Annotated in this window: 15 protein-coding genes; 8 read left to right on the top strand and 7 right to left on the bottom strand. The window is 59.5% G+C overall.

The annotated features are described in order from the left end of the window. The first annotated feature begins 1 nt into the window (after nucleotide 1). Both ABIQ96_RS00590 and ABIQ96_RS00585 read left to right on the top strand, forming a co-directional pair. On the top strand, nucleotides 2–406 hold the full coding sequence (locus ABIQ96_RS00590) for a hypothetical protein (protein WP_348212582.1): 405 nt from the start codon (nucleotides 2–4) through the stop codon (nucleotides 404–406). Nucleotides 407–416: 10 nt separating this feature from the next. Then, the gene (locus tag ABIQ96_RS00585; RefSeq protein ID WP_348212581.1) at nucleotides 417–1,775 is read left to right on the top strand and encodes a nucleotide pyrophosphatase/phosphodiesterase family protein; all 1,359 of its coding nucleotides are present in this window, start codon (nucleotides 417–419) and stop codon (nucleotides 1,773–1,775) included. A 1-nt stretch (nucleotide 1,776) separates the two neighbouring features. Here the strand turns inward: ABIQ96_RS00585 and ABIQ96_RS00580 are convergent, their stop codons facing one another. Together ABIQ96_RS00580 and ABIQ96_RS00575 are read right to left on the bottom strand one after the other, a co-directional pair. Beyond that, complete coding sequence (locus tag ABIQ96_RS00580; RefSeq protein WP_348212580.1) at nucleotides 1,777–2,310, bottom strand: tetratricopeptide repeat protein; 534 nt, start codon at nucleotides 2,308–2,310, stop codon at nucleotides 1,777–1,779. 87 nt (nucleotides 2,311–2,397) lie between these two features. Then, a complete protein-coding gene (locus ABIQ96_RS00575; protein WP_348212579.1) occupies nucleotides 2,398–3,342 on the bottom strand; it encodes a hypothetical protein in 945 nt (314 codons plus the stop codon). A gap of 179 nt (nucleotides 3,343–3,521) precedes the next feature. On the opposite strand from ABIQ96_RS00575, the gene ABIQ96_RS00570 reads away from it, so the two are divergent. Beyond that, a complete protein-coding gene (locus ABIQ96_RS00570) occupies nucleotides 3,522–5,039 on the top strand; it encodes a trypsin-like peptidase domain-containing protein (RefSeq protein WP_348212578.1) in 1,518 nt (505 codons plus the stop codon). A 53-nt stretch (nucleotides 5,040–5,092) separates the two neighbouring features. Continuing rightward, complete coding sequence (locus ABIQ96_RS00565) at nucleotides 5,093–6,406, top strand: OmpA family protein (protein WP_348212577.1); 1,314 nt, start codon at nucleotides 5,093–5,095, stop codon at nucleotides 6,404–6,406. Between the two features lie 86 nt (nucleotides 6,407–6,492). On the opposite strand, the gene ABIQ96_RS00560 is transcribed toward ABIQ96_RS00565, so the two are convergent. The 3 genes from ABIQ96_RS00560 to ABIQ96_RS00550 all read right to left on the bottom strand — a co-directional run bounded on the left by ABIQ96_RS00560 (nucleotide 6,493) and on the right by ABIQ96_RS00550 (nucleotide 11,713). Continuing rightward, a complete protein-coding gene (locus tag ABIQ96_RS00560) occupies nucleotides 6,493–7,479 on the bottom strand; it encodes a hypothetical protein (RefSeq protein ID WP_348212576.1) in 987 nt (328 codons plus the stop codon). Beyond that, on the bottom strand, nucleotides 7,476–10,523 hold the full coding sequence (locus tag ABIQ96_RS00555; RefSeq protein WP_348212575.1) for a hypothetical protein: 3,048 nt from the start codon (nucleotides 10,521–10,523) through the stop codon (nucleotides 7,476–7,478). Before ABIQ96_RS00555 ends, ABIQ96_RS00560 begins: the two co-directional genes overlap by 4 nt. Before the next feature lie 707 nt (nucleotides 10,524–11,230). Next, the gene (locus tag ABIQ96_RS00550; protein ID WP_348212574.1) at nucleotides 11,231–11,713 is read right to left on the bottom strand and encodes a hypothetical protein; all 483 of its coding nucleotides are present in this window, start codon (nucleotides 11,711–11,713) and stop codon (nucleotides 11,231–11,233) included. Between the two features lie 402 nt (nucleotides 11,714–12,115). Here ABIQ96_RS00550 and ABIQ96_RS00545 point away from each other — a divergent pair, with 402 nt between their 5' ends. Next, complete coding sequence (locus ABIQ96_RS00545; protein ID WP_348212573.1) at nucleotides 12,116–12,475, top strand: helix-turn-helix transcriptional regulator; 360 nt, start codon at nucleotides 12,116–12,118, stop codon at nucleotides 12,473–12,475. A gap of 55 nt (nucleotides 12,476–12,530) precedes the next feature. On the opposite strand, the gene ABIQ96_RS00540 is transcribed toward ABIQ96_RS00545, so the two are convergent. Both ABIQ96_RS00540 and ABIQ96_RS00535 read right to left on the bottom strand, forming a co-directional pair. Continuing rightward, on the bottom strand, nucleotides 12,531–13,301 hold the full coding sequence (locus ABIQ96_RS00540) for a sulfotransferase domain-containing protein (protein ID WP_348212572.1): 771 nt from the start codon (nucleotides 13,299–13,301) through the stop codon (nucleotides 12,531–12,533). 62 nt (nucleotides 13,302–13,363) lie between these two features. After that, nucleotides 13,364–14,116, bottom strand: coding sequence for a lysophospholipid acyltransferase family protein (locus ABIQ96_RS00535; protein ID WP_348212571.1), 753 nt, complete (start codon nucleotides 14,114–14,116; stop codon nucleotides 13,364–13,366). A gap of 153 nt (nucleotides 14,117–14,269) precedes the next feature. Here ABIQ96_RS00535 and ABIQ96_RS00530 point away from each other — a divergent pair, with 153 nt between their 5' ends. The 3 genes from ABIQ96_RS00530 to ABIQ96_RS00520 are packed head-to-tail and all read left to right on the top strand — an operon-like array spanning nucleotide 14,270 to nucleotide 17,731. Next, entirely contained in the window at nucleotides 14,270–15,676 is a 1,407-nt protein-coding gene (locus ABIQ96_RS00530) for an efflux transporter outer membrane subunit (protein ID WP_348212570.1), read from the top strand. 28 nt (nucleotides 15,677–15,704) lie between these two features. Continuing rightward, a complete protein-coding gene (locus ABIQ96_RS00525; protein WP_348212569.1) occupies nucleotides 15,705–17,039 on the top strand; it encodes an efflux RND transporter periplasmic adaptor subunit in 1,335 nt (444 codons plus the stop codon). After that, nucleotides 17,036–17,731 carry an ABC transporter ATP-binding protein gene (locus tag ABIQ96_RS00520; protein ID WP_348212568.1) on the top strand — a complete coding sequence of 232 codons (696 nt, stop codon included), beginning with the start codon at nucleotides 17,036–17,038 and terminating at the stop codon, nucleotides 17,729–17,731. Before ABIQ96_RS00525 ends, ABIQ96_RS00520 begins: the two co-directional genes overlap by 4 nt. Nucleotides 17,732–17,737: the final 6 nt, after the last annotated feature.

The following is a 17,737-nucleotide window of genomic DNA, read 5'->3' as shown; positions in this document are numbered from 1 at the left end:
CATGAAAATTTATCTGCCTTGGATCGGATTGCTCGGGTTGGTGCTGGCATCGTGCAGCCCGATGACGCCAGCGGATTATCAGGCCTCTGTTTCGGAGCAGAAGCAGGAGTATTCCCGTTTCCAGCAGGTTTATAAGCGGGGACAGACGCCTTCCCAAATCCGGGAGTCGATCCGCAAGGCGGGGATCAAGCCGATGCTGGCCGACCAAACCCGATACAAACCCAAGGAAGGGTGGGAACCCAAATCGTGGGAGCTTCTTCAGGAACAAGCTTATCAGACTGAGGTGCCTAGGGTGGACCGTTTCGCGTTTGGAGGAATCAGCGGTTTTGCAGCGGTCGTTTACTACCACCGTGTCTTTTACGATTCAAAGGACCACTCCATCGGCTGGTATATCACCCACGACTGAAACCAACCCCATGCGCCTCGCCGTCATCAATCTCGTCGGACTTTCCAAGTCGCTGCTCGGCGCGAACATGCCCGGGCTGACAAAGTTCGCGGAGAAGAACGGGTTGCAGACTTACAAGCCAGCATTCCCGGCGGTGACGTGCACGGCGCAGTCGTCGGTGGTCACCGGGACTTCGCCGTCGGAGCACGGAATTGTGGCCAACGGCTGGTATGACCGGGAAAACGCGGAGGTGCGTTTCTGGAAACAGAGCAACCACATCGTCCGCGGCGAAAAGCTGTGGGACAAGTTGCGGCGGGAGATTCCCGGCTTCACCTGCGCGAAGTTGTTCTGGTGGTACAACATGCATTCCACGGCGGATTTTTCGATCACCCCGCGGCCGCTCTATCCGGCGGACGGGCGGAAAGTTTTCGACGTGCACACGCAGCCGATGGGCATGCGGGAGGAGTTGAAAAAAGACCTCGGTCCTTTTCCCTTCCAAGCATTTTGGGGACCGGCGGCAGGGATTGCTTCCTCCGAATGGATCGCCGCTTCCGCGAAGTGGGTGGAGGAAAAACACTCGCCGACGCTGAGCTTGGTTTATCTGCCGCATCTTGATTACCCGTTGCAGAAAGACGGGCCGCTGGCGGCTAACATTCCGGAGGAGTGCCGGAAAATCGACGCCTTGGCCACGGACCTCATTAATTTCTACGAGTCGCGCGGCATCCGGGTGCTGGTTCTATCCGAATACGGGATTTCTCCGGTGAGCCGCACGATTCATCTCAACCGCTTGTTCCGGCAAAAAGGTTGGATCCAGATCAAGGACGAACTCGGTTTGGAAACGCTGGATTGCGGAGCATCAAAGGCCTTCGCCATTGCGGAGCACCAGGTGGCTCACGTTTATGTGAATGATCCGTCGATCCGCGAGGATGTGCGAATGCTGCTAGAAAGCACGCCGGGCGTCGATGAGGTCCGGACCTCGACGGGCGAATGGGGCGAAGGCGTCGGCTCGGAACGCGGTGGTGATTTCATCGCGATCGCGGCGGAAGACGCCTGGTTCACTTACTATTTCTGGGAGGACGACGCGGTCGCGCCGGATTACGCGCGGACCATCGATATCCACCGCAAGCCGGGCTATGATCCGTGCGAGCTTTTCGTCGATCCGGCGATCGCGTTTCCCAAGCTGCGGATCGCGAAATTCCTGTTGAAGAAAAAGCTCGGACTGCGCGGTTTGTTGGACGTGATTCCGCTCGACGCGTCGCTCGTCAAGGGATCGCACGGCAGGGATGTGGTTCAGGAAGGCGAACGCCCGGTTTTGTTAGGATCGGCCTACCCCGTGACGACGGCGGAGGATGTCCATCAGGCCATCCTCAACGCCGCCCGGATGAAGTGATTCAGAGCGGGGTGACGACCACGGCGTGTTCGTCGTAGCGTGCTTTAGCGCCGGTTTGATCCATGAGATATTTCATCACGGCCTTAGACGGCATGTTCTTGAGATTGAGTGTGATCTTGCGGTCGGCGAGAACGAGCTTGGGATCCTGAATGATGAAATTCGGAGTGACGGTTTGCTTGGATTCCTTCTCGATCACGACGCTGAGGGCATCGAGGGCTTCTTGCAAAGAAGCGGCGTCCAATTGGAACACGGGAACGACCACCGCACCGAATTTCGCCTCGCGGCCTTTGGCGGCGATGGAAGCGGAATTGACCTTCAACTGGCCGATGCTGTAGATGGCATTGGCGTTGTTAGGATTCATTTTCAGGGATTTCGTATAAAACTCCTTGGCCGCAACTGGATCACCGGCTTTTTCAGCAGCCTGACCTTGCTTCAAGAGCGAGTCCGAGGTGGGGGCGGGTGCTTGCGCCGGGGTTTGGGCGATGACTTGAGAGACGAGCGTGCAGGCGACGGCGAGGCTGATGAATTTTTTCATGATCGTGTGGGTTTTACCATCGGCAGACCTAACACGCCTGTTGAAGGGATTCAACAGGTAAATTCAAACCCAAGCGCCGGAAGCGAATCAAGGTGCCGTAGTCCCGGCTTCCGGCGGGGCCGCAGGTGCGGGCGCGGCGGCTGGCTTCAGGAGTTGCTTGAGCTGGTCGCTCCATGCCTTGGCGGACGGATGCGCGATGTGTTTTTCCAAATGGGCGAGCATCCGTGTAGCTGCGCCGCTTTCATCGCCGCTGCGGTAGAGATCGATCTCCATGTCCCACTGGAGTTTGGGCTGCGTTTCTTCGAGAAATCTGGTGTAGGCGGGCGACGGGCCGCTGGGTGCGGGGGCACCTTTCCGTTCCTCTCCGCCCCCTCCTCCTCGCCGGCCCGACCAGTATTGAGCTTTGGACCCTTCCTGCTGGATGCGCTTGATCCACGCCGCGCGCAGCCCGGCCAACTGCGAGGGGCGGCGGAGCGGCGGCAGGATGACTTCACCATAAATCGAATCCAACTCGACCGGATTGAGCGGCCAGTTCTCCACCTTGATGTGGTTGATGTCGTAAGCTCTCGCAAACACGGTGGACATCACGGACTGGCCGAGAATTTCCTCCTGGCCTTTGAGTTTCTCGATTTCGTCGAAAATCGTGTCGACGGCCTGTTGCGCCTCGGCAGCGAGTTTCGTCCTGTCCGCCTTTTCCGGGATCGACTGCATCGTGAGGATCAACCACCGCAGCTGATGGCGAAGCGCGAGCCGCATTCCGGGATCGGACAGCTTCTCGGCTTCCTTGCGTTTCCAATCGCGGAAATCGGCGGCTTTCTTTTTCTCCTCGTCGAAGTTCACCCGCTCCATGCAGTTCAGATAGAGCTCGATGGCGGCATCGTCGCTGCCCATGGCATTCTTGAAAGCAGCCAGCGCGATCCGGAATTTCCCGTCCACCTTGGATTCCGCCTCATCATGGAGTTTCGAGAGACTGTCCAACAACGCCTCGCGATCAGCGTCGGAAAGGGTTTCGGCGCGCACAGTGTGAAGCATGGCGGCCGAACAAAGCAGGAGAATGGGGACTCGCATGATTGATTTCATTGCAAATCCCATACGCCGGGCCAAGGCGGAAGTATCCATAAATTTCGCCCTCCTTGCGAGTCGGGCGAATCGTTTCCGCGCTTGGATCTTTGCGATTCTGACGCATGCTGGAGCCGTCACCCACCCACCACATGAAGCTATCTTTCCGACGCTTGCTCGCGCTCGCGGCCGTCTTCGCCATCGCGTTTGTCGCCGTCACCGCCATCCGGACCTGGAATTCCGGCGGTAGTTTGCGCACCCTCCTGCCATGGCTCTCCAAGAAGTCCGGCGATTTCCACCCCCTGCAGGTCACCTGGCCGGAAAAGGCGCCGCTGGATCTCGGCGACGTCGAACTGCTCTCCCGCCTCAACAACGAGTATGCGAAATTGACCGAAGCCGTAGTGCCTTCCGTCGTCAGCATCGATACCGTCGGCATCGGCAGAGAGCAGGGAATCGACATCTTCGGCCAGATTCGCATCCGTGACTATCCGACCCAGGGCCAGGGTTCCGGCGTGATCGTCGCCAAGGAAGGCTACATCGTCACCAACCACCACGTCATCGCCGGCTCGCAGAAAATCAAAATCACCCTCCACGGCGAAAAAACTTACGATGCCACGCTGGTCGGCGAGGACACGCTTCTCGACATCGCGGTCTTGAAAATCGATTCCAACGAAACCTTCGTTCCGCTGAAACTCGGCGACTCTTCCCAAGCCCAAGTCGGGCAAATCGTCTTCGCCGTGGGCAATCCATTCGGCCTCGGCGAAACCGTCACGCAGGGCATCATTTCCGCCAAAGAACGCTCGCTCTCGGACACCCAGCGCGACCTCTTCCAAACGGACGCCGCCATCAACCCCGGCAACTCCGGCGGCCCGCTCGTCAACCTGCGCGGCGAGATCATCGGCATCAACGCCGCGATTTTCTCCCGCGACAAAGAGAAGCCCGCGTTTCAGGGCGTCGGCTTTTCCATCCCGTCCAACGACGTCAAGGACGCGCTGTTCCAGATCCTCGAACGCGGCAAACCGATCCGCGGATTTCTCGGCGTGAAACTCAATGACCTCGACCAGCGGTCGCGCGCCATCCTTGGCTATCAGGAGGAAAACGGCGTGCTGATCCTGAACGTTTTCCAAGGCTCACCCGCCCAATCCGCAGGACTCCAGGCCGGTGATATCGTTCGCGTGGTGAACGACGAGAAAATCCATTCCACCACCCAGCTTCTATCACTTCTGCAGCGCACCAAAGTAGGCACCGTCATCAACCTCGATGTCTGGCGCAAAGGAAAGTCGTTGAAAATCTCCGCCACTATCGCCGAGGCCGGAGTCGCGAATCCAGCCATCGCTGTCCCGGCCAATCCCACGGCCCAGTCCCGCACCATGACTCCCGACGAGGCATGGAAAGCACTCGGCATCACGGTTCGTGACCTTGAACCCGCCGAGCGCGCCGGTGGCTTCCAAGGCGTGCTCGTGACCAGCCTCACCGATGATGGAATCGCAAAATCCCGGTTCCTCCCCGGAGATCTCATCGTCACGATGAACAATTCTCCCGTGATCAGTGCGAACAAATTCAGAATCGATTTGTCCGCGTTCGCCGCGGCGCAGGATACCACTCTCAATGTCGTCCGGGAAGGGCAGCTCTTCCGCGCATTGATCCCGGCGCTGCCCCGCCAGCAATGATCCGGATTGGCTGAAATTTACCAAGTCTCCCTGTCGTTTTAACCGAGCCTCACATGCAACGATCCAAGCTTCCCTACTTTTTCCTCGGTCTTGCGGCGGTGATCTCCGCAGCGGCCCTGGTCTTGCTGATCGTCCGCCCCGGCGTCCATCCGAAGACACCCGAAGCCGTTCATCCGCAAGTCGCATCACCGGTGGCTCCGCCAAAAATCAATGGCCTGGCCGAGCCGGTCGCACCCGAGGATGCCGACACCGTCCTAGCAGATCTCGGCGTCGGTGTGACCGCCGCGGATCCAGCGGTGCTCGTTTCACAAATCGCCAAGGCGCTCGAAGCGGGTGATCTCGCGAAGGTCGGCCGCCTCATCGGCAAGGACGCGCTCGATTCGCAAACCATCGCCCGCCTCAAGGAACTTTCCGCCACGCCGCTCCGCCTCCGCCAGCCCGACGGCGTGCGCGAAGTCGGCGAACTCGAGCTCAACGCCCGCTCGCGCTGGGCTCTCGAACTCGCCGGTCAGGAACCCGGCCGCGACAGCATTTTCCTCGATCTCCGCCGCAACCAGGGCAAGTGGGCGGTCGAAAAAATCACTCTGCCCCCCGGTCCCGGCGAGCCGATTCCCAAGGCGGTCTTCGCGGATTCGTTAGGCGTGGCCGATGCGTTTCTCCAAGCCGTGCTGAAGCAGGATTTCGAGTTCGCCCGCGCCTTTGTCGATCCCGCGACCGTATCGGACGCCAAGATCGCCGGGCTGTGCATTCTGTTTGAAGAGGGCAACTACCGGCTCCGCAAATCCAAGCCGCTGCGTTCGATGTTCCAGCGCCAGGACACCGTCGGTTATCTCGCCAATGTCGAAAGCACCGACGGCAAGGAAACCGCGCAATTCGCGATGACCCTCAAACAACCTCCCGCGCCGTCTAACTGGATCGTCTCGGAAATCAATCTCAACCAACTCCTCGCCGACTACGCCCGCCGCGTCGCCGGCGGCGACATCTACTACTCGCCGCTCGTCAAGAATCCCGCCGGTGGCGACACGCTCGCGCTCTACTTCGAGTTCAACGAGGACGTGATGAACCCCCGCACGCGCCGCCAGTTGGAAATCGTCACCCTCATCCTCAAGTCCGATCCCGGCAAGAAGATCACGCTCAGCGGCCACACCGACGCGCTCGGCACCAAGGACTACAACAACCAGCTCTCCTCCCGCCGCGCCGATGTCGTCCGCGACTATCTCACCAAGGCGGGTGTGGATGCCAAACAGATCATCACCGTGGCCAAGGGCGACAGCCAGCCGCGCCGCCCCAACACCACCGAAACCGGCGACGACAATCCCGAAGGCCGCCGCGCCAACCGCCGGACGGAGATCTATCTGGATTTCTAACTATAATGTGTCCCGGCTGTCTCAGCCGGGTGCGAAGCCGCTGAATATTCCGGCTGAGACAGCCGGAACACACTTCTAACTTTTCCTTACGCGGTCTTTCGCCCTCTGAGAAAATACCAAACCGCAGCCGCAACAAGGGCGCAACCCGCAAGAATCCCGGCGATGGTGGATGGCTTGCCAATTCGAGTGACGGCAGACTCGGCTTCTGGAGCAGACGAAGGTCTGTTGTGCCCCACCGCACGCTCCTCATCCCGCTCCCTGTTCATTGCGAGGCGAGTCAGCTTTTCCTGTGAGGCCGGGCCGTTGAGATCGTATTCCGTCGGGTCTCCCACGAAGCGGAAGGTGCGTTTACCAGCCTTGATCTCTTCAATCCACTGCCGCCACGGCAGTATGTCCTCGGGATTGGTATAGCTGGGATACCTCGTGTCCACTACCGGCTTGTGCTCTAACGGGAGCGCCAATAGTGACCTTGCCGCACGACCAAAGACGGGGCCTTGGGCAATCATTTTGAACAACTCATTCTCATCCTTCGGGTTGTCCACGCGGACATAGCCCCGTTCATCAAAAAGGAATTCGCCAAGTACCCTCACGGTTTCAGGACTCGGGAGTTGCTCAAAGATCGGAAAATCGTATAGGATGACCTCCCGTAATTTATTTTTATAATAAGGATAATCTCCGGCATCGCCCCGCGAATTTTCCATCTTGAGCCGCGCTTCGTTGATCCTGTCACGATAGTATTCCGCGTGGCCGGGTGTGGAAAGGAGGAGATCGCGTGCCTGATCGTAAACTTCAATACGTTCTTCGACTTGGAAAATATTCTTTTTTGCAAGTTTATTGACAGCTTCTCCCAAGAGAGGAATGGATTCTTGTGGAGGCAGGTTTATCGAAGCATCTATCTTCTCCTTCCAATCAGCAATTGCCTCATGTTGAGACAAAGCGCCTCTTTGAGCTGCGGCCGATCCAAATGATGCGTCAATCTCGGTGTCAGTTCGACTCCATGATCGATCAATATCTCCATGCGAAAAACAAGACAGACACAAAAAAATGAGTTGTAAAATGCCTAATATCTTCATAGCCCACCGTGATTGTCGACATTGTCCCTCAGCCAAATCTCCGCTGCATCCCACTCGCCTTTGACGAGCCGATGCTTGCGGGCTATCGCACGGGTCACATCACCAACCTTAAGGTGCGGCAGCTTTTCTCCGTCCACCATCAGGCGTTCGAGGTGGTCGGTCCCTGGCAACGGCGCTGGACCATCACCGCCATCGGGATGTCCGGAACCCACCATCACATGACCTATCTCATGAGCGGTAGTCTGGGCAACCTCATAGAGGGTAATGCCAGTTTCGGGCTTGTCAGGTTTGGCAAGCGTATCCGCCACAATCCAGCAGCTATTCGTGTCGGGCATTGTCAGTCCGCGTGCTTTATCTTTATAGATCTTCTTGTCGGTCCCGAGGAAGAATACCTTGATGTCAGCGTCCCCCGCAAATCCGTCCGCCAGATCCAGCATGGGCTGGAGTTCCGCACCTGGAGTTTCAGGACTCGCTGGATCCGCCGAGCCGTTGCCGTTCGCATCCCACTCCAGTTGCAGATCGGTCGGTTCCTCCACAACGAACGTGGTGTTCACCTGCGGTTCAAAAACGTCGTTCAGATACTTCTCCAGAGTAGCGCGGGTGGGAGTGAGGTCTGGTGTATTGGTTTTGATCAAAGACTGGCCGGGGTTGGCGGGATCGGGAACCACCGTGCGTTGGGTGACGAGGAAGGGCTTCACCCTGACGATCCGGTCCTTCATGATTTTGACTCCCAGAGGCTTGCTGATGGATTCCACTGAGCCGAGCGAAAGGTTCAACTCCACATCGCGGGTGGTTTCGTTAGCGGACACACATTCCATGAGAACCTCGTTCTCGGGAGCAGTTAATATTTTCTCAGTGGCGCCGTCGAAACGGATGCCTTCCGTATCCAACTTGAGCTTCAACGGTGCTGCGGGGTTCACTGGCGCTTTCAGGGTGAATTTAGTTTGGCCCTCCGTCAAAGGTGCCATGATCCAGATCCGGTCCTGAACCGAAGGGCCGGGATTGTCGCAAAGGATAGAAAACTCATCCACGCCGGTCGCTCCGTCGGCGAGCGAGGTGTCGCTGGATTTTCCCTTCACCGTAATCGGTAACATCGTGGCGTCTGTTTTTGTTACACCAGTTCCAGTCTGGGCGAGGATCCAGCCGCTTGGAGTGGTATCGAGGAGTCTCAACACGGGGTCGGTTGGTTCTGTTGGCGGCAAGCCTGGAGTGCTGCGTTCGATCCCCTCCCATTTTCCATTGAGGAGGATGGGCGCGGTCAGGCCGAGTTTGGCGGCTCCGTTTCCGTCGGCAATAGCCACTCCGTCGTCGGCCATGTCCGCAGCGTATTGGTATGAAGGACTGTCGTGCCAGGTGTTGTTGCGGAACAGCTTCGGTGACTCTTCCAAATGCGTGGGTGGCAGAGCGAGGATACCGTTAGTGGTTGAGAAGACGTTGTATGGCTCGAAAGGCAGCTTCGGCAACTCTCCGGGAGCGAGGACTTTACCCTCGCGAGGCCCGGTTTCATTGCCGTCCTGGTCATGCGCCACGGTGTATCCCCAGTTAAGGCCGGATTCGCGATGAAATGGCATCTCGATGGAGCCATCGGCTTCAGTTGATTGATTTCCGGCTCCGATCGGCAAGGTCCAAACACTTACCCGGAGTTCGTTCTCGTAGAACGTACCATCGCTACCCTGCACGCTTGTCGTGGAATATCCGCCAGAAGTCTCCGACCACTCCTTTGTCACCGCGGTGAAACGGCCGTCCTTGGAAAGAACAGGACGCGGGGCGAACCCGTGGTAGTAATAGTCGCCCACGAAATGAGATGCGTAACCCGCATTTAAATCCTGACTGTTTTGCACCGGCCGAGGCGAGGCGTCAGGCGTTGGCCAATAATAAACCATGCGCGCATGGTATTCAGGGTCGCTACTCAGCTGATAGGTCCCCTCGCCCACAATCACGTCGTTGTCATTGATCGCGTAGGCGTGGGCCGGCTGGGAACTGCCTTGGATGCCACCCGCCGGGGGAACGAGAGGGGTCCAGATTCCGGCACACCAAGACCCCGTTCGATAGAGCACGCGGCCTTTATCACTGATCTGGAAAGGATCCGGATACTCGGGTTGATATAGGATGGGGAATAAGGCGTAGCGGGGGATGGGGCCTACAGGAAAAAAGGCGGAGCTATCCGATGGTTTGGGATCTTGGGAGTCAGAAACGCCATCCAGATCCGCATCCAGCTGGTCTCCGTCGGGGATGCCGTCGGCGTTAGTATCGGCATCGAAAGCATCGCCCGAAACGCCGGAAACCAAGCTGCCGGTCCCACGCGCCGCGATTTCAAACTCCGCCCAATCCGGGCTGCCGTCGAGATCGGAGTCGATGCCGGCGTCCACATGGACGCGCCAGAACCGCTTGGAATCAGGGTCCGCCGGCGCTGGCGGGGGTGAATTGCGGGCGCGGGCGGCGGAATCGGAGACCTTCTGGTTCATCGACGGCAGGCTGGCCTCCAACACCGCAAGCATCGCGGTGTCGTTAGGACCGAGCGGTGGGTTTTCCGCAGGCGGATTGGCCACGTCCCCCGCATACATGATGAAGAAATAATAGGCGTCGTAGCGGTCCGAATAAAGGGGCATGAGATCCCAACCGGCGACCATTTCCCCGGCAATCCTGACGACGACCGGGCCGCCATGATCCAACGACCGCCACGAAATAACAGTGCCGCCCGACGCGCCGGAAGACCGATGAAACAGGACACTGGTGTTTTTGGCCGGAGCGGGCCGCACTGCTGGTGGAGTGCCCGGTGGTGGCGGAGGCGGCGGGGTGTATTCCCGCATGGTCACGACATATTCGTTTCCCAAGCCGTAGATTTCATCCTGCGTGGTCCAGTGGATCAGATCGTTTGAGGATTCCACCCGATATTCCACTCCCGCCGTAGTGTGGAAAACGTAGCACTGCTGGATCGAGGAGTCTTCCAACGGGATGTTTTCAAAATGCGACTCCGGGCGGAAATCGCGACCGAAGACGAGGGTTGCAAGCGACAGGCACAAAACGACCGGAAGAGATTTCATAATGAATCGGATAAAATAAAATGAGGAAGTGATCGAGTCCTTCCTGGTGGACGGGGAGTGAAAAAGTCGCAACTAGTCGACCGCCGTGGCCTTTAGCCTCCCCCGAAGAGGCGGCCTGGACATACGCCACCGCCCCCCCGGCCCTTGGGTCGGTTTTGCGGCATCGGTTTGCGGTCGATGCCGACCGCTAGTTGCGAAGTTTTTCAGACCCCATCCACCGGAATGGACGCACTAAGTCAACCGGGGCAGTACTATGCGGGCAAGAAGAATATCCGACTCATTCCCCGCGCAGGCGACGGTGTTTCTATCCAAAACAGGCCGTGGGTGGCATTGCCCCACCTCTAAACATGGCGAGCGGAGTTCTGGACCGCGTGAGTGGAGCTCCAAACTCCGAGGCTGCGGTGATGGACTCCGCCACCGAGGTTCCCAACCGGGCGCGGGCGGTTCGGAAGTCAGGCACCGGAGTTCCAAGCTCGGGCTTCGTGGTTCGGGACCGCGCCGTCGCAGGCTGGGACTCGGCTACCGCAGTTCAGAACTCCGGGGTCACGGTTCCGAAGTGGGAGGGGGGACTTCGGAAGTGGGCACCCCCACTTCGGAGGTGGGGGTAAGGTGGCGCTTTGGGGCGTGTTCCACCCCGTAAAAAACGAACCACCACCGGAATTCTCCGGTGGTGGTTGTTTGAAAATCAGAGATTTATGGAGTTTAGATCAGGCTGGGACGGGTTCGGGAGCGGCCGGGGTGGTTGTGGTTGCTGCGAAGCGCTCGGCCAACTCGGTCGCGAGGGCTTTGGCTCCGGGCACATTGACCTTTGCAGCGGCCTTGATCGAGTTGTAGAGGGTGAGGCCGGTCACATACGCCTCGGAACCGGCGGCGAGATTTGTGTCGGACACCTTTTCGTGGAGCGAGGCGAGCTGCATTTCGATGCCTTGCAGGCGGACGGCGAGGTCGTAGTCCTTTTTCATTCCGGCCACATCGGCATAAGGCGGCACGAATTGCGGGTTGTTGGTGGCGATTTCCAGGGCTTTGGAAACGAATGACTGGGTCGCGCTGCCCATCTTCGGCAGCGCCTGGCGCTCGGAGTTGGTCAGGTTGACGAGGAAACTGAGATTGGTCTCGATGTCGGTGATGGCGGCGAAAACGGCGGTGCGTTGCGCGTCGGTGATGGTGGCGTCGATATTGGTGTAGGGCATGGTGGTGGTTAGGTTGTTGTTTTCAATCGACGGGGAGTCTTCGAAGCGGCTGGCGGATTCCTTCCTGTTGGAAAGGTTGTCCGCAGTCGGCCTATCAGGTGTGGCCCGTCATCGCGGATCCAATCCGGCGGCGGGGGCGCGGGCAAGGAACTGAGAGATGCCAATTCGGAACAGGGTTCCGTGTTTTCTGATATTCGAGGAATCCTTAGTTAGAGCGCAACGGTCAGGCGAAAGGGATGAGAATGAAAACAGCGGCGAGGACCGGGCAGGTTTTTTCCTTAGCCGGGCATTCGCCAGTCATTCACGCGGACCGCCCGGAGGTCGGCCCCTGCCATCGTTATTTTCCCGAAATAATCTAACTTCCGCTTGCTGGCGGCGGAGGGTCCGGTTAGCTGTTTCCCAATGCGGATCGTGAGGGCGGAGAGGACGTGGAGAATTCTGTTCGTGCAACCGGGTAAAACAGCCTGCCTCCAACGTCTGGTGCTCAAATGTGGCTATCGGATCGGCGAGGTTTGTGCGTCGCTGGAATGCAGTGAGCGCTATTTTTACAAAGTGTTTCTGGACGACGTGGGCCTGCCGCCGAAGGAGTGGATGAGGAACGAGCGGATGGTGGTGGCGCGCCGGATGCTGGCAGGTGGAAGATCGCCGGGCGACGTCGCGTTGGCGCTTGGCTTTTCGGCGGTCGGGAATTTCAGGCGTGAGTTCCAAGCCTTCCATCAGGTGACTCCCGCGTGTTACCAGCGGGAAACATGGCGGCGATGACACAGGCAGGTCTTAATTCGACAAACACAGCGGGGACGGAGATCCATCCGGATTTCTAACCCTTACGCGGCAGCCACTTCGCGAGGAATCCCGAGGGAGGCTTGCGTTCCTTGGGTGCGGACGGCACATCCTGACAGTAGGTCTGGATGTAATCCTTGAACGTCACCTCCAGCCGCTTCGCGTCGGCGGGATCCATCTGGGTTTTCCAGCGTTGGGAAACGCCTTGGTTGAGCTGGGTGAACTTGGTGCCGGTCGCGATTTCGATGGCTTTGGGAATGTCCACCGTGATGCCGAGTTGCGCGGCGATCTCGGCGGCGACGGTCTCGGTATCGAAGGCCAGGCGCTCATAGTGGATCGGCATGATGTTAGGCGATGCGGCCCATTTCGTAAACATCTCGATGCTCTTGTGAAGGCGTTTCTCGGTATCCGCCACGGTCTTGAAACGGGTTTCCTCGCTGCCGCCCCAGGCGCGGCCTTCGCGTGCGGCGTCCAACATGGAGAGCGCCATGTCGCGCGGATCGCGGCAGATGGCGTGGCCTAACAATTTCCCGCTTTGCAGCAGTTTCTCCAGACGCGGAAACAATCGCGAATGGGTTTTGATCACGATCGGACGGGAAATGGTCTTCGCCTCGTCGCGCAGTTTTTCGTATCCCGGGCCATCGAGCTTGTGGACGAAATTGATCTTCGCCTCCGGATCGGTGACGCCTTCGCCGATTTTGATTTGGGGAACTCCGGCGAGTTCGAGCATCGTCCGCGTCAGTTCGAAAGCGAGCGTGCTTCCCGACTTCGGCATGCCGTAGCTGAGGTAAAGCGGGGAGCGCGTCATGGCCTTGCGAATTTCATCCGGCCATCACAAGTCAGGGGTGGAGGCACGTCAAGGGCGGCGGCTCACGGGGCGATGTCTTCCGGCAGGTTGAACTCCAACCGGATTTCCGCATAGAGCCGGGTGTATTCCGCGATGAGGCGTTGCGCGAATTCATCACGCGACCGGCGGCCGCGGGAGTTAGGGACCGCGTGAATGGGATTTCCCGCGAGGATCCAGAGCTTGCCGCGTTTCGCAGGGAGCCAGGGGCCGATGCGAATCAATTGTTCGGTGCCGAGAACGATGACCGGCAGCACCGGACGTCCCGAGAGCGCGGCGAGCATGCAGACGCCTTGTTTGATGGAAGCACCGCGCAGCACCGAGTTCTTGCCGCGCATCAGTTCGCCCTCGGGGAAAATACCGACGGCTTCACCGCGCTTGAGACGTCGCAGTCCCTCGCGGATCATGGGACGCGCCGCGCCGGTCCGGTTCACCTGAAACGCGCCGCCGTGGTACAACAGCGTGCGCATGAACCAGTGCTGATAGAATTCGATCCGCGAAACCCAACTGATCCTGCGGCCGAGCATCGCACTCACCACGATGGGGTCGAGATGGCTCACGTGACTGACCGCGACGAGCATGCCGCCTTCGTGATCCACGGAACGCAGGCCCTTGCTTTTCACCCGCATCGTCATCCCGAATACGCCGAGTCCGAGCACCCGGCAGACATCGTAAAACATTCCGGGCGGCTTCGAAAGAACGGTTCCGATCCGCGCGAAGCGGAAGTGGCTTCCCGCAGGCGTGGATGGCGGGACCGTCTTTTGTTTTTCCAAGGGCATTTCGGTGATTCGTCGTGAGACTGAGTGACTATTCGCACGTTGCGGCAAGCTTCGCCACTGAAGAGGCGTATCTGCGGCGAATTCCGCCGGAAGAAATCCACCTCTTCACCTTTTCTAAAGGTTCCGGCGGCTAGCTTGCCTCCAGTTTCCGCCATGAAATCCGCCCGATTTTTCCTCTGTTCCAGCTTCGCCCTCCTTGGTTTGAGTGGCTGCGGCGTCGATTCCATCATCACTAAACAACCGGTCTCCGTGCCTGCGGACTGGAAGAACGCGCATCATTTCCCGGTGGCGTCGCCGACCCAGGACCTCTCGCGCTGGTGGAGCCGTTTCGACGATCCGACGCTGACCCACCTCATTTCGAACGCGCTGAAAAACAGCCCGGACATGGCCTCCGCCTCCGCCCGGATCAAGGAATCCCGCGCCCAGCGCAATGCGACGAGGGCTTCGCTTTTTCCCTCGCTCAGCGGCTCGGCCTCCACCAACGCCAATACCTCTGATAGGGATGTTTCGGGACGGAATTCCGACACCTCCTACTCCGCCGGATTGAACGCTTCGTGGGAAGTCGATCTTTTCGGCAAGACCCGAAGCTCGGTCGAAGCCGCATCGGCGCAGCTTGGCGCGAGTGAGGAAAATTTCAACTCGGTTCAAGCCTCGCTCGCTTCGGAAATCGCCATCGCCTACACCAACCTCCGCGCCAACGAAGCCGCTCTCGAAGTCCTTTTCAGCAATGTGAAGACTCGCGAGGAAACCTCGCAACTCGCCAGTTGGCGCACCCAGGCCGGGGAGGCGGATTCGCTCGAATCCAGCCAGGCCCTCAGCAGTCTCGAGCAGGCTCGGGCCTCCATTCCCGCGCTGCAACAAAACATATCCCAATCACGCAATCTCCTCGCGCTTCTATCAGGTCAAGCTCCCGGCAGTCTCGACGGTACGCTGTCCTCCGGAAAAAAAGCGATTCCGAATCCCCCGCGCAGCCTGGCCGTCGGCATTCCCGTCGACACATTGCGCCAGCGCCCGGATGTCCGCATCGCCGGCTATCAGCTCCTCGCCGCCGCCGCCAGCACCCGCGCCGCCGATGCGGAACGCTATCCTTCGCTCAACCTCGCCGGTTCGTTAGGCCTGAACACGCTTGCTTCCAGCAAACTCTTCAATCCGGAGACCGCCACCGCCGGAATCATCGCGGGAATCAGCAGCCCGATCTTCGATGCCGGCCGCATCCGCTCGAACATCGAGGCCCAGAGCGCCGCCGAGGAACAAACCTATCAGGCCTATCGCTCCACCGTCCTGACCGCTCTCTCCGAAGTCGAGGACTCGCTCATCGCCTGCCGCCGCACCGCCGAGCGGTTGGACACCCTCGAAAAGGCAACCGCCGCCGCCCGTGAGGCGGATGAGATCGCCCGTCAGCGCTATCAGACCGGTGAGATCGATTTCGTTTCCGTGCTCGATGCCCAGCGCTCTCTTCTGGGGCTGGAGTCCAATCTTTTCTCCGTCCGGGCGGACCGCACCATCGCCTACATCCAGCTCTACAAGGCCCTCGGCGGCGGCTGGTCGGCCGGCTCCTGAGATCATTTTCAAACATCTATCAAATTCAATGACTTCATTCGATTCATCAGAAGATCTCGCCACCATCGTCGCCAGCGGGGCCTCGCGCCCGTTGAGGAAATGGATTTTCATCACTCTCGCCGTCGCCCTGATCGGGGCGGGCGTCTGGTACTATCTGCGCCGTAACAACGGTGGAGAACAGAAGGCGGACTATCAGACGGGGGAATCCAAGATCGGCCGTATCTCGCTGATCGTCACCGCCGCGGGCAACCTCGCTCCGACCAATCAGATCATCGTCGGCAGCGAGCTGTCCGGCACCGCCAAGGAAGTGCTGGTGGACACCAACGATCAGGTGAAAAAAGGCCAGACCCTGGCCAAGCTCGACACCACCAAGCTCGACCAGCAGACCGACCGCAGCCGCGCCGCCCTGCTCGCCGCTAAAGCCAGGGTCAGCCAGGCCGATGCCACCGTCGCCGAGAGCAAAGCCGCGCTGGCACGCCAGGAGGAACTCCTCGAGATCAGTGGCGGAAAAACTCCCTCGCGGGCCACCATGGAAACCTCCCGCGCCACCCTGTCCCGTGCCATGGCGGATTTGGGAAGTGCCCAAGCGGCGGTGACCGGAGCGGAGGCGGACGTCCGTGCGTTTGAAAGCGACCTGGCGAAAACCATCATCCGCTCGCCGGTCGATGGCATCGTGCTCGCGCGTTCCATCGAAGTCGGTCAGACCGTAGCCGCTTCTTTCACCGCGCCCACGCTTTTCACCATCGCCGAGGATTTGAAAAAAATGGAACTGCTCGTCAACGTGTCCGAAGCCGACATCGGCCGTATCGAGGTTGGCCAGACCGCGACCTTCAGTGTCGATGCCTGGCCGAGCCGCAGCTACACTGCCAAGGTTAAGAAGGTGGCGTTCGGAGCCGTGGGCACCGGAACGACCGCAAACGCGGCCACTGGCACGGCATCCGGCGCGGTCGTCACCTACGGCACCGAGTTGGAAGTGACCAACGAGGATCTATCCCTCCGCCCGGGCATGACCGCCACTGTGGACATCGCGATCGTTGACAAGAGGGACATCCTCGTCGTCCCCAATTCCGCCCTCCGCTTCGACCCCGTCGCCGCCGCTGCAATCGGCAAACCGGATACCACCAAACGGACCCTCGTCCAGAGCCTTTCTCCCGGTGGTGGCAGACGTTGGCGAGGCGCTCCTCCAGCGAAAGCGGGCTCCTCGGACTCCACTCCCAAAGTGTGGACGCTCAAGAACGGGGAACCTTTGGAAATCAAGGTCACTCCGGGTATCACCGACGGCCGCGTTACCGAAATCACCAGTGAGGGGCTGGCCGCAGGCACTCCCGTCATCATCAGCATCAAGCCACCAAAGACCGAATGAACCCCGAAAAGCTCATCCAGTTGCACGGCCTGACCAAACGCTACGGCTCGGGCGAGGCCGCGTTCCTCGCCCTCCGCGGAGTGGATCTAACTATCCATCGTGGCGAGTTCGTCGCCGTCATGGGTCCCAGCGGCTCGGGGAAATCGACGCTCATGAATTTGTTAGGTTGCCTCGACACCCCCACCGCCGGCTCCTATCTGTTCAAGGGAATCGCCGTGGAGCACCTCAACAAGGACCAGCGCTCGCTGCTCCGCCGGCACGCGCTGGGATTCATTTTCCAAGGCTTCAACCTGCTCGCCCGGACCTCGGCGCTTGAGAACGTGGAGCTTCCGCTGCTTTATCGCGGCTATTCCAGAAAACAACGCCATGAGATGGCCCGCGAGGCGCTGGCTCAGGTCAGCCTGTCGGACAAGGAGCGCAACACCCCGGCAGAACTTTCCGGCGGCCAACAGCAGCGGGTCGCCATCGCCCGTGCCATCGTCACCAAACCCGACACGCTTTTCGCCGACGAACCGACCGGCAACCTCGATTCCAAAACCACCGTCGAGATCATGGAGCTCCTCCGCAAGCTCAACTCGGACCGCGGCATCTCCATCATCATGGTCACCCACGAAGATGAGGTCGCCGCCTGCGCCCGCCGCATCATCCACGTCCGCGACGGACTGATCTCCGACGACATCGTAACCCGCTAGAACTTT

It is taken from the genome of Luteolibacter sp., assembly GCF_039920825.1.
Classification (GTDB): Bacteria; Verrucomicrobiota; Verrucomicrobiia; order Verrucomicrobiales; family Akkermansiaceae; genus Luteolibacter.
Note: the sequence above shows the minus strand (reverse complement) of the source record. Positions and strands in the feature narration are given on the sequence as shown.

Bases quoted from the DNA above. Each gene is read 5' to 3' on its own strand.
- ABIQ96_RS00525 (WP_348212569.1), top strand. From the start codon at position 15,705: ATGACTTCATTCGATTCATCAGAAGATCTCGCCACCATCGTCGCCAGC.
- ABIQ96_RS00580 (WP_348212580.1), bottom strand. From the start codon at position 2,310: ATGAAAAAATTCATCAGCCTCGCCGTCGCCTGCACGCTCGTCTCTCAA.
- ABIQ96_RS00530 (WP_348212570.1), top strand. From the start codon at position 14,270: ATGAAATCCGCCCGATTTTTCCTCTGTTCCAGCTTCGCCCTCCTTGGT.
- ABIQ96_RS00545 (WP_348212573.1), top strand. From the start codon at position 12,116: ATGCGGATCGTGAGGGCGGAGAGGACGTGGAGAATTCTGTTCGTGCAA.
- ABIQ96_RS00535 (WP_348212571.1), bottom strand. From the start codon at position 14,116: ATGCCCTTGGAAAAACAAAAGACGGTCCCGCCATCCACGCCTGCGGGA.
- ABIQ96_RS00585 (WP_348212581.1), top strand. From the start codon at position 417: ATGCGCCTCGCCGTCATCAATCTCGTCGGACTTTCCAAGTCGCTGCTC.
- ABIQ96_RS00520 (WP_348212568.1), top strand. From the start codon at position 17,036: ATGAACCCCGAAAAGCTCATCCAGTTGCACGGCCTGACCAAACGCTAC.
- ABIQ96_RS00565 (WP_348212577.1), top strand. From the start codon at position 5,093: ATGCAACGATCCAAGCTTCCCTACTTTTTCCTCGGTCTTGCGGCGGTG.
- ABIQ96_RS00555 (WP_348212575.1), bottom strand. From the start codon at position 10,523: ATGAAATCTCTTCCGGTCGTTTTGTGCCTGTCGCTTGCAACCCTCGTC.
- ABIQ96_RS00590 (WP_348212582.1), top strand. From the start codon at position 2: ATGAAAATTTATCTGCCTTGGATCGGATTGCTCGGGTTGGTGCTGGCA.
- ABIQ96_RS00550 (WP_348212574.1), bottom strand. From the start codon at position 11,713: ATGCCCTACACCAATATCGACGCCACCATCACCGACGCGCAACGCACC.
- ABIQ96_RS00560 (WP_348212576.1), bottom strand. From the start codon at position 7,479: ATGAAGATATTAGGCATTTTACAACTCATTTTTTTGTGTCTGTCTTGT.
- ABIQ96_RS00575 (WP_348212579.1), bottom strand. From the start codon at position 3,342: ATGCTTCACACTGTGCGCGCCGAAACCCTTTCCGACGCTGATCGCGAG.
- ABIQ96_RS00540 (WP_348212572.1), bottom strand. From the start codon at position 13,301: ATGACGCGCTCCCCGCTTTACCTCAGCTACGGCATGCCGAAGTCGGGA.
- ABIQ96_RS00570 (WP_348212578.1), top strand. From the start codon at position 3,522: ATGAAGCTATCTTTCCGACGCTTGCTCGCGCTCGCGGCCGTCTTCGCC.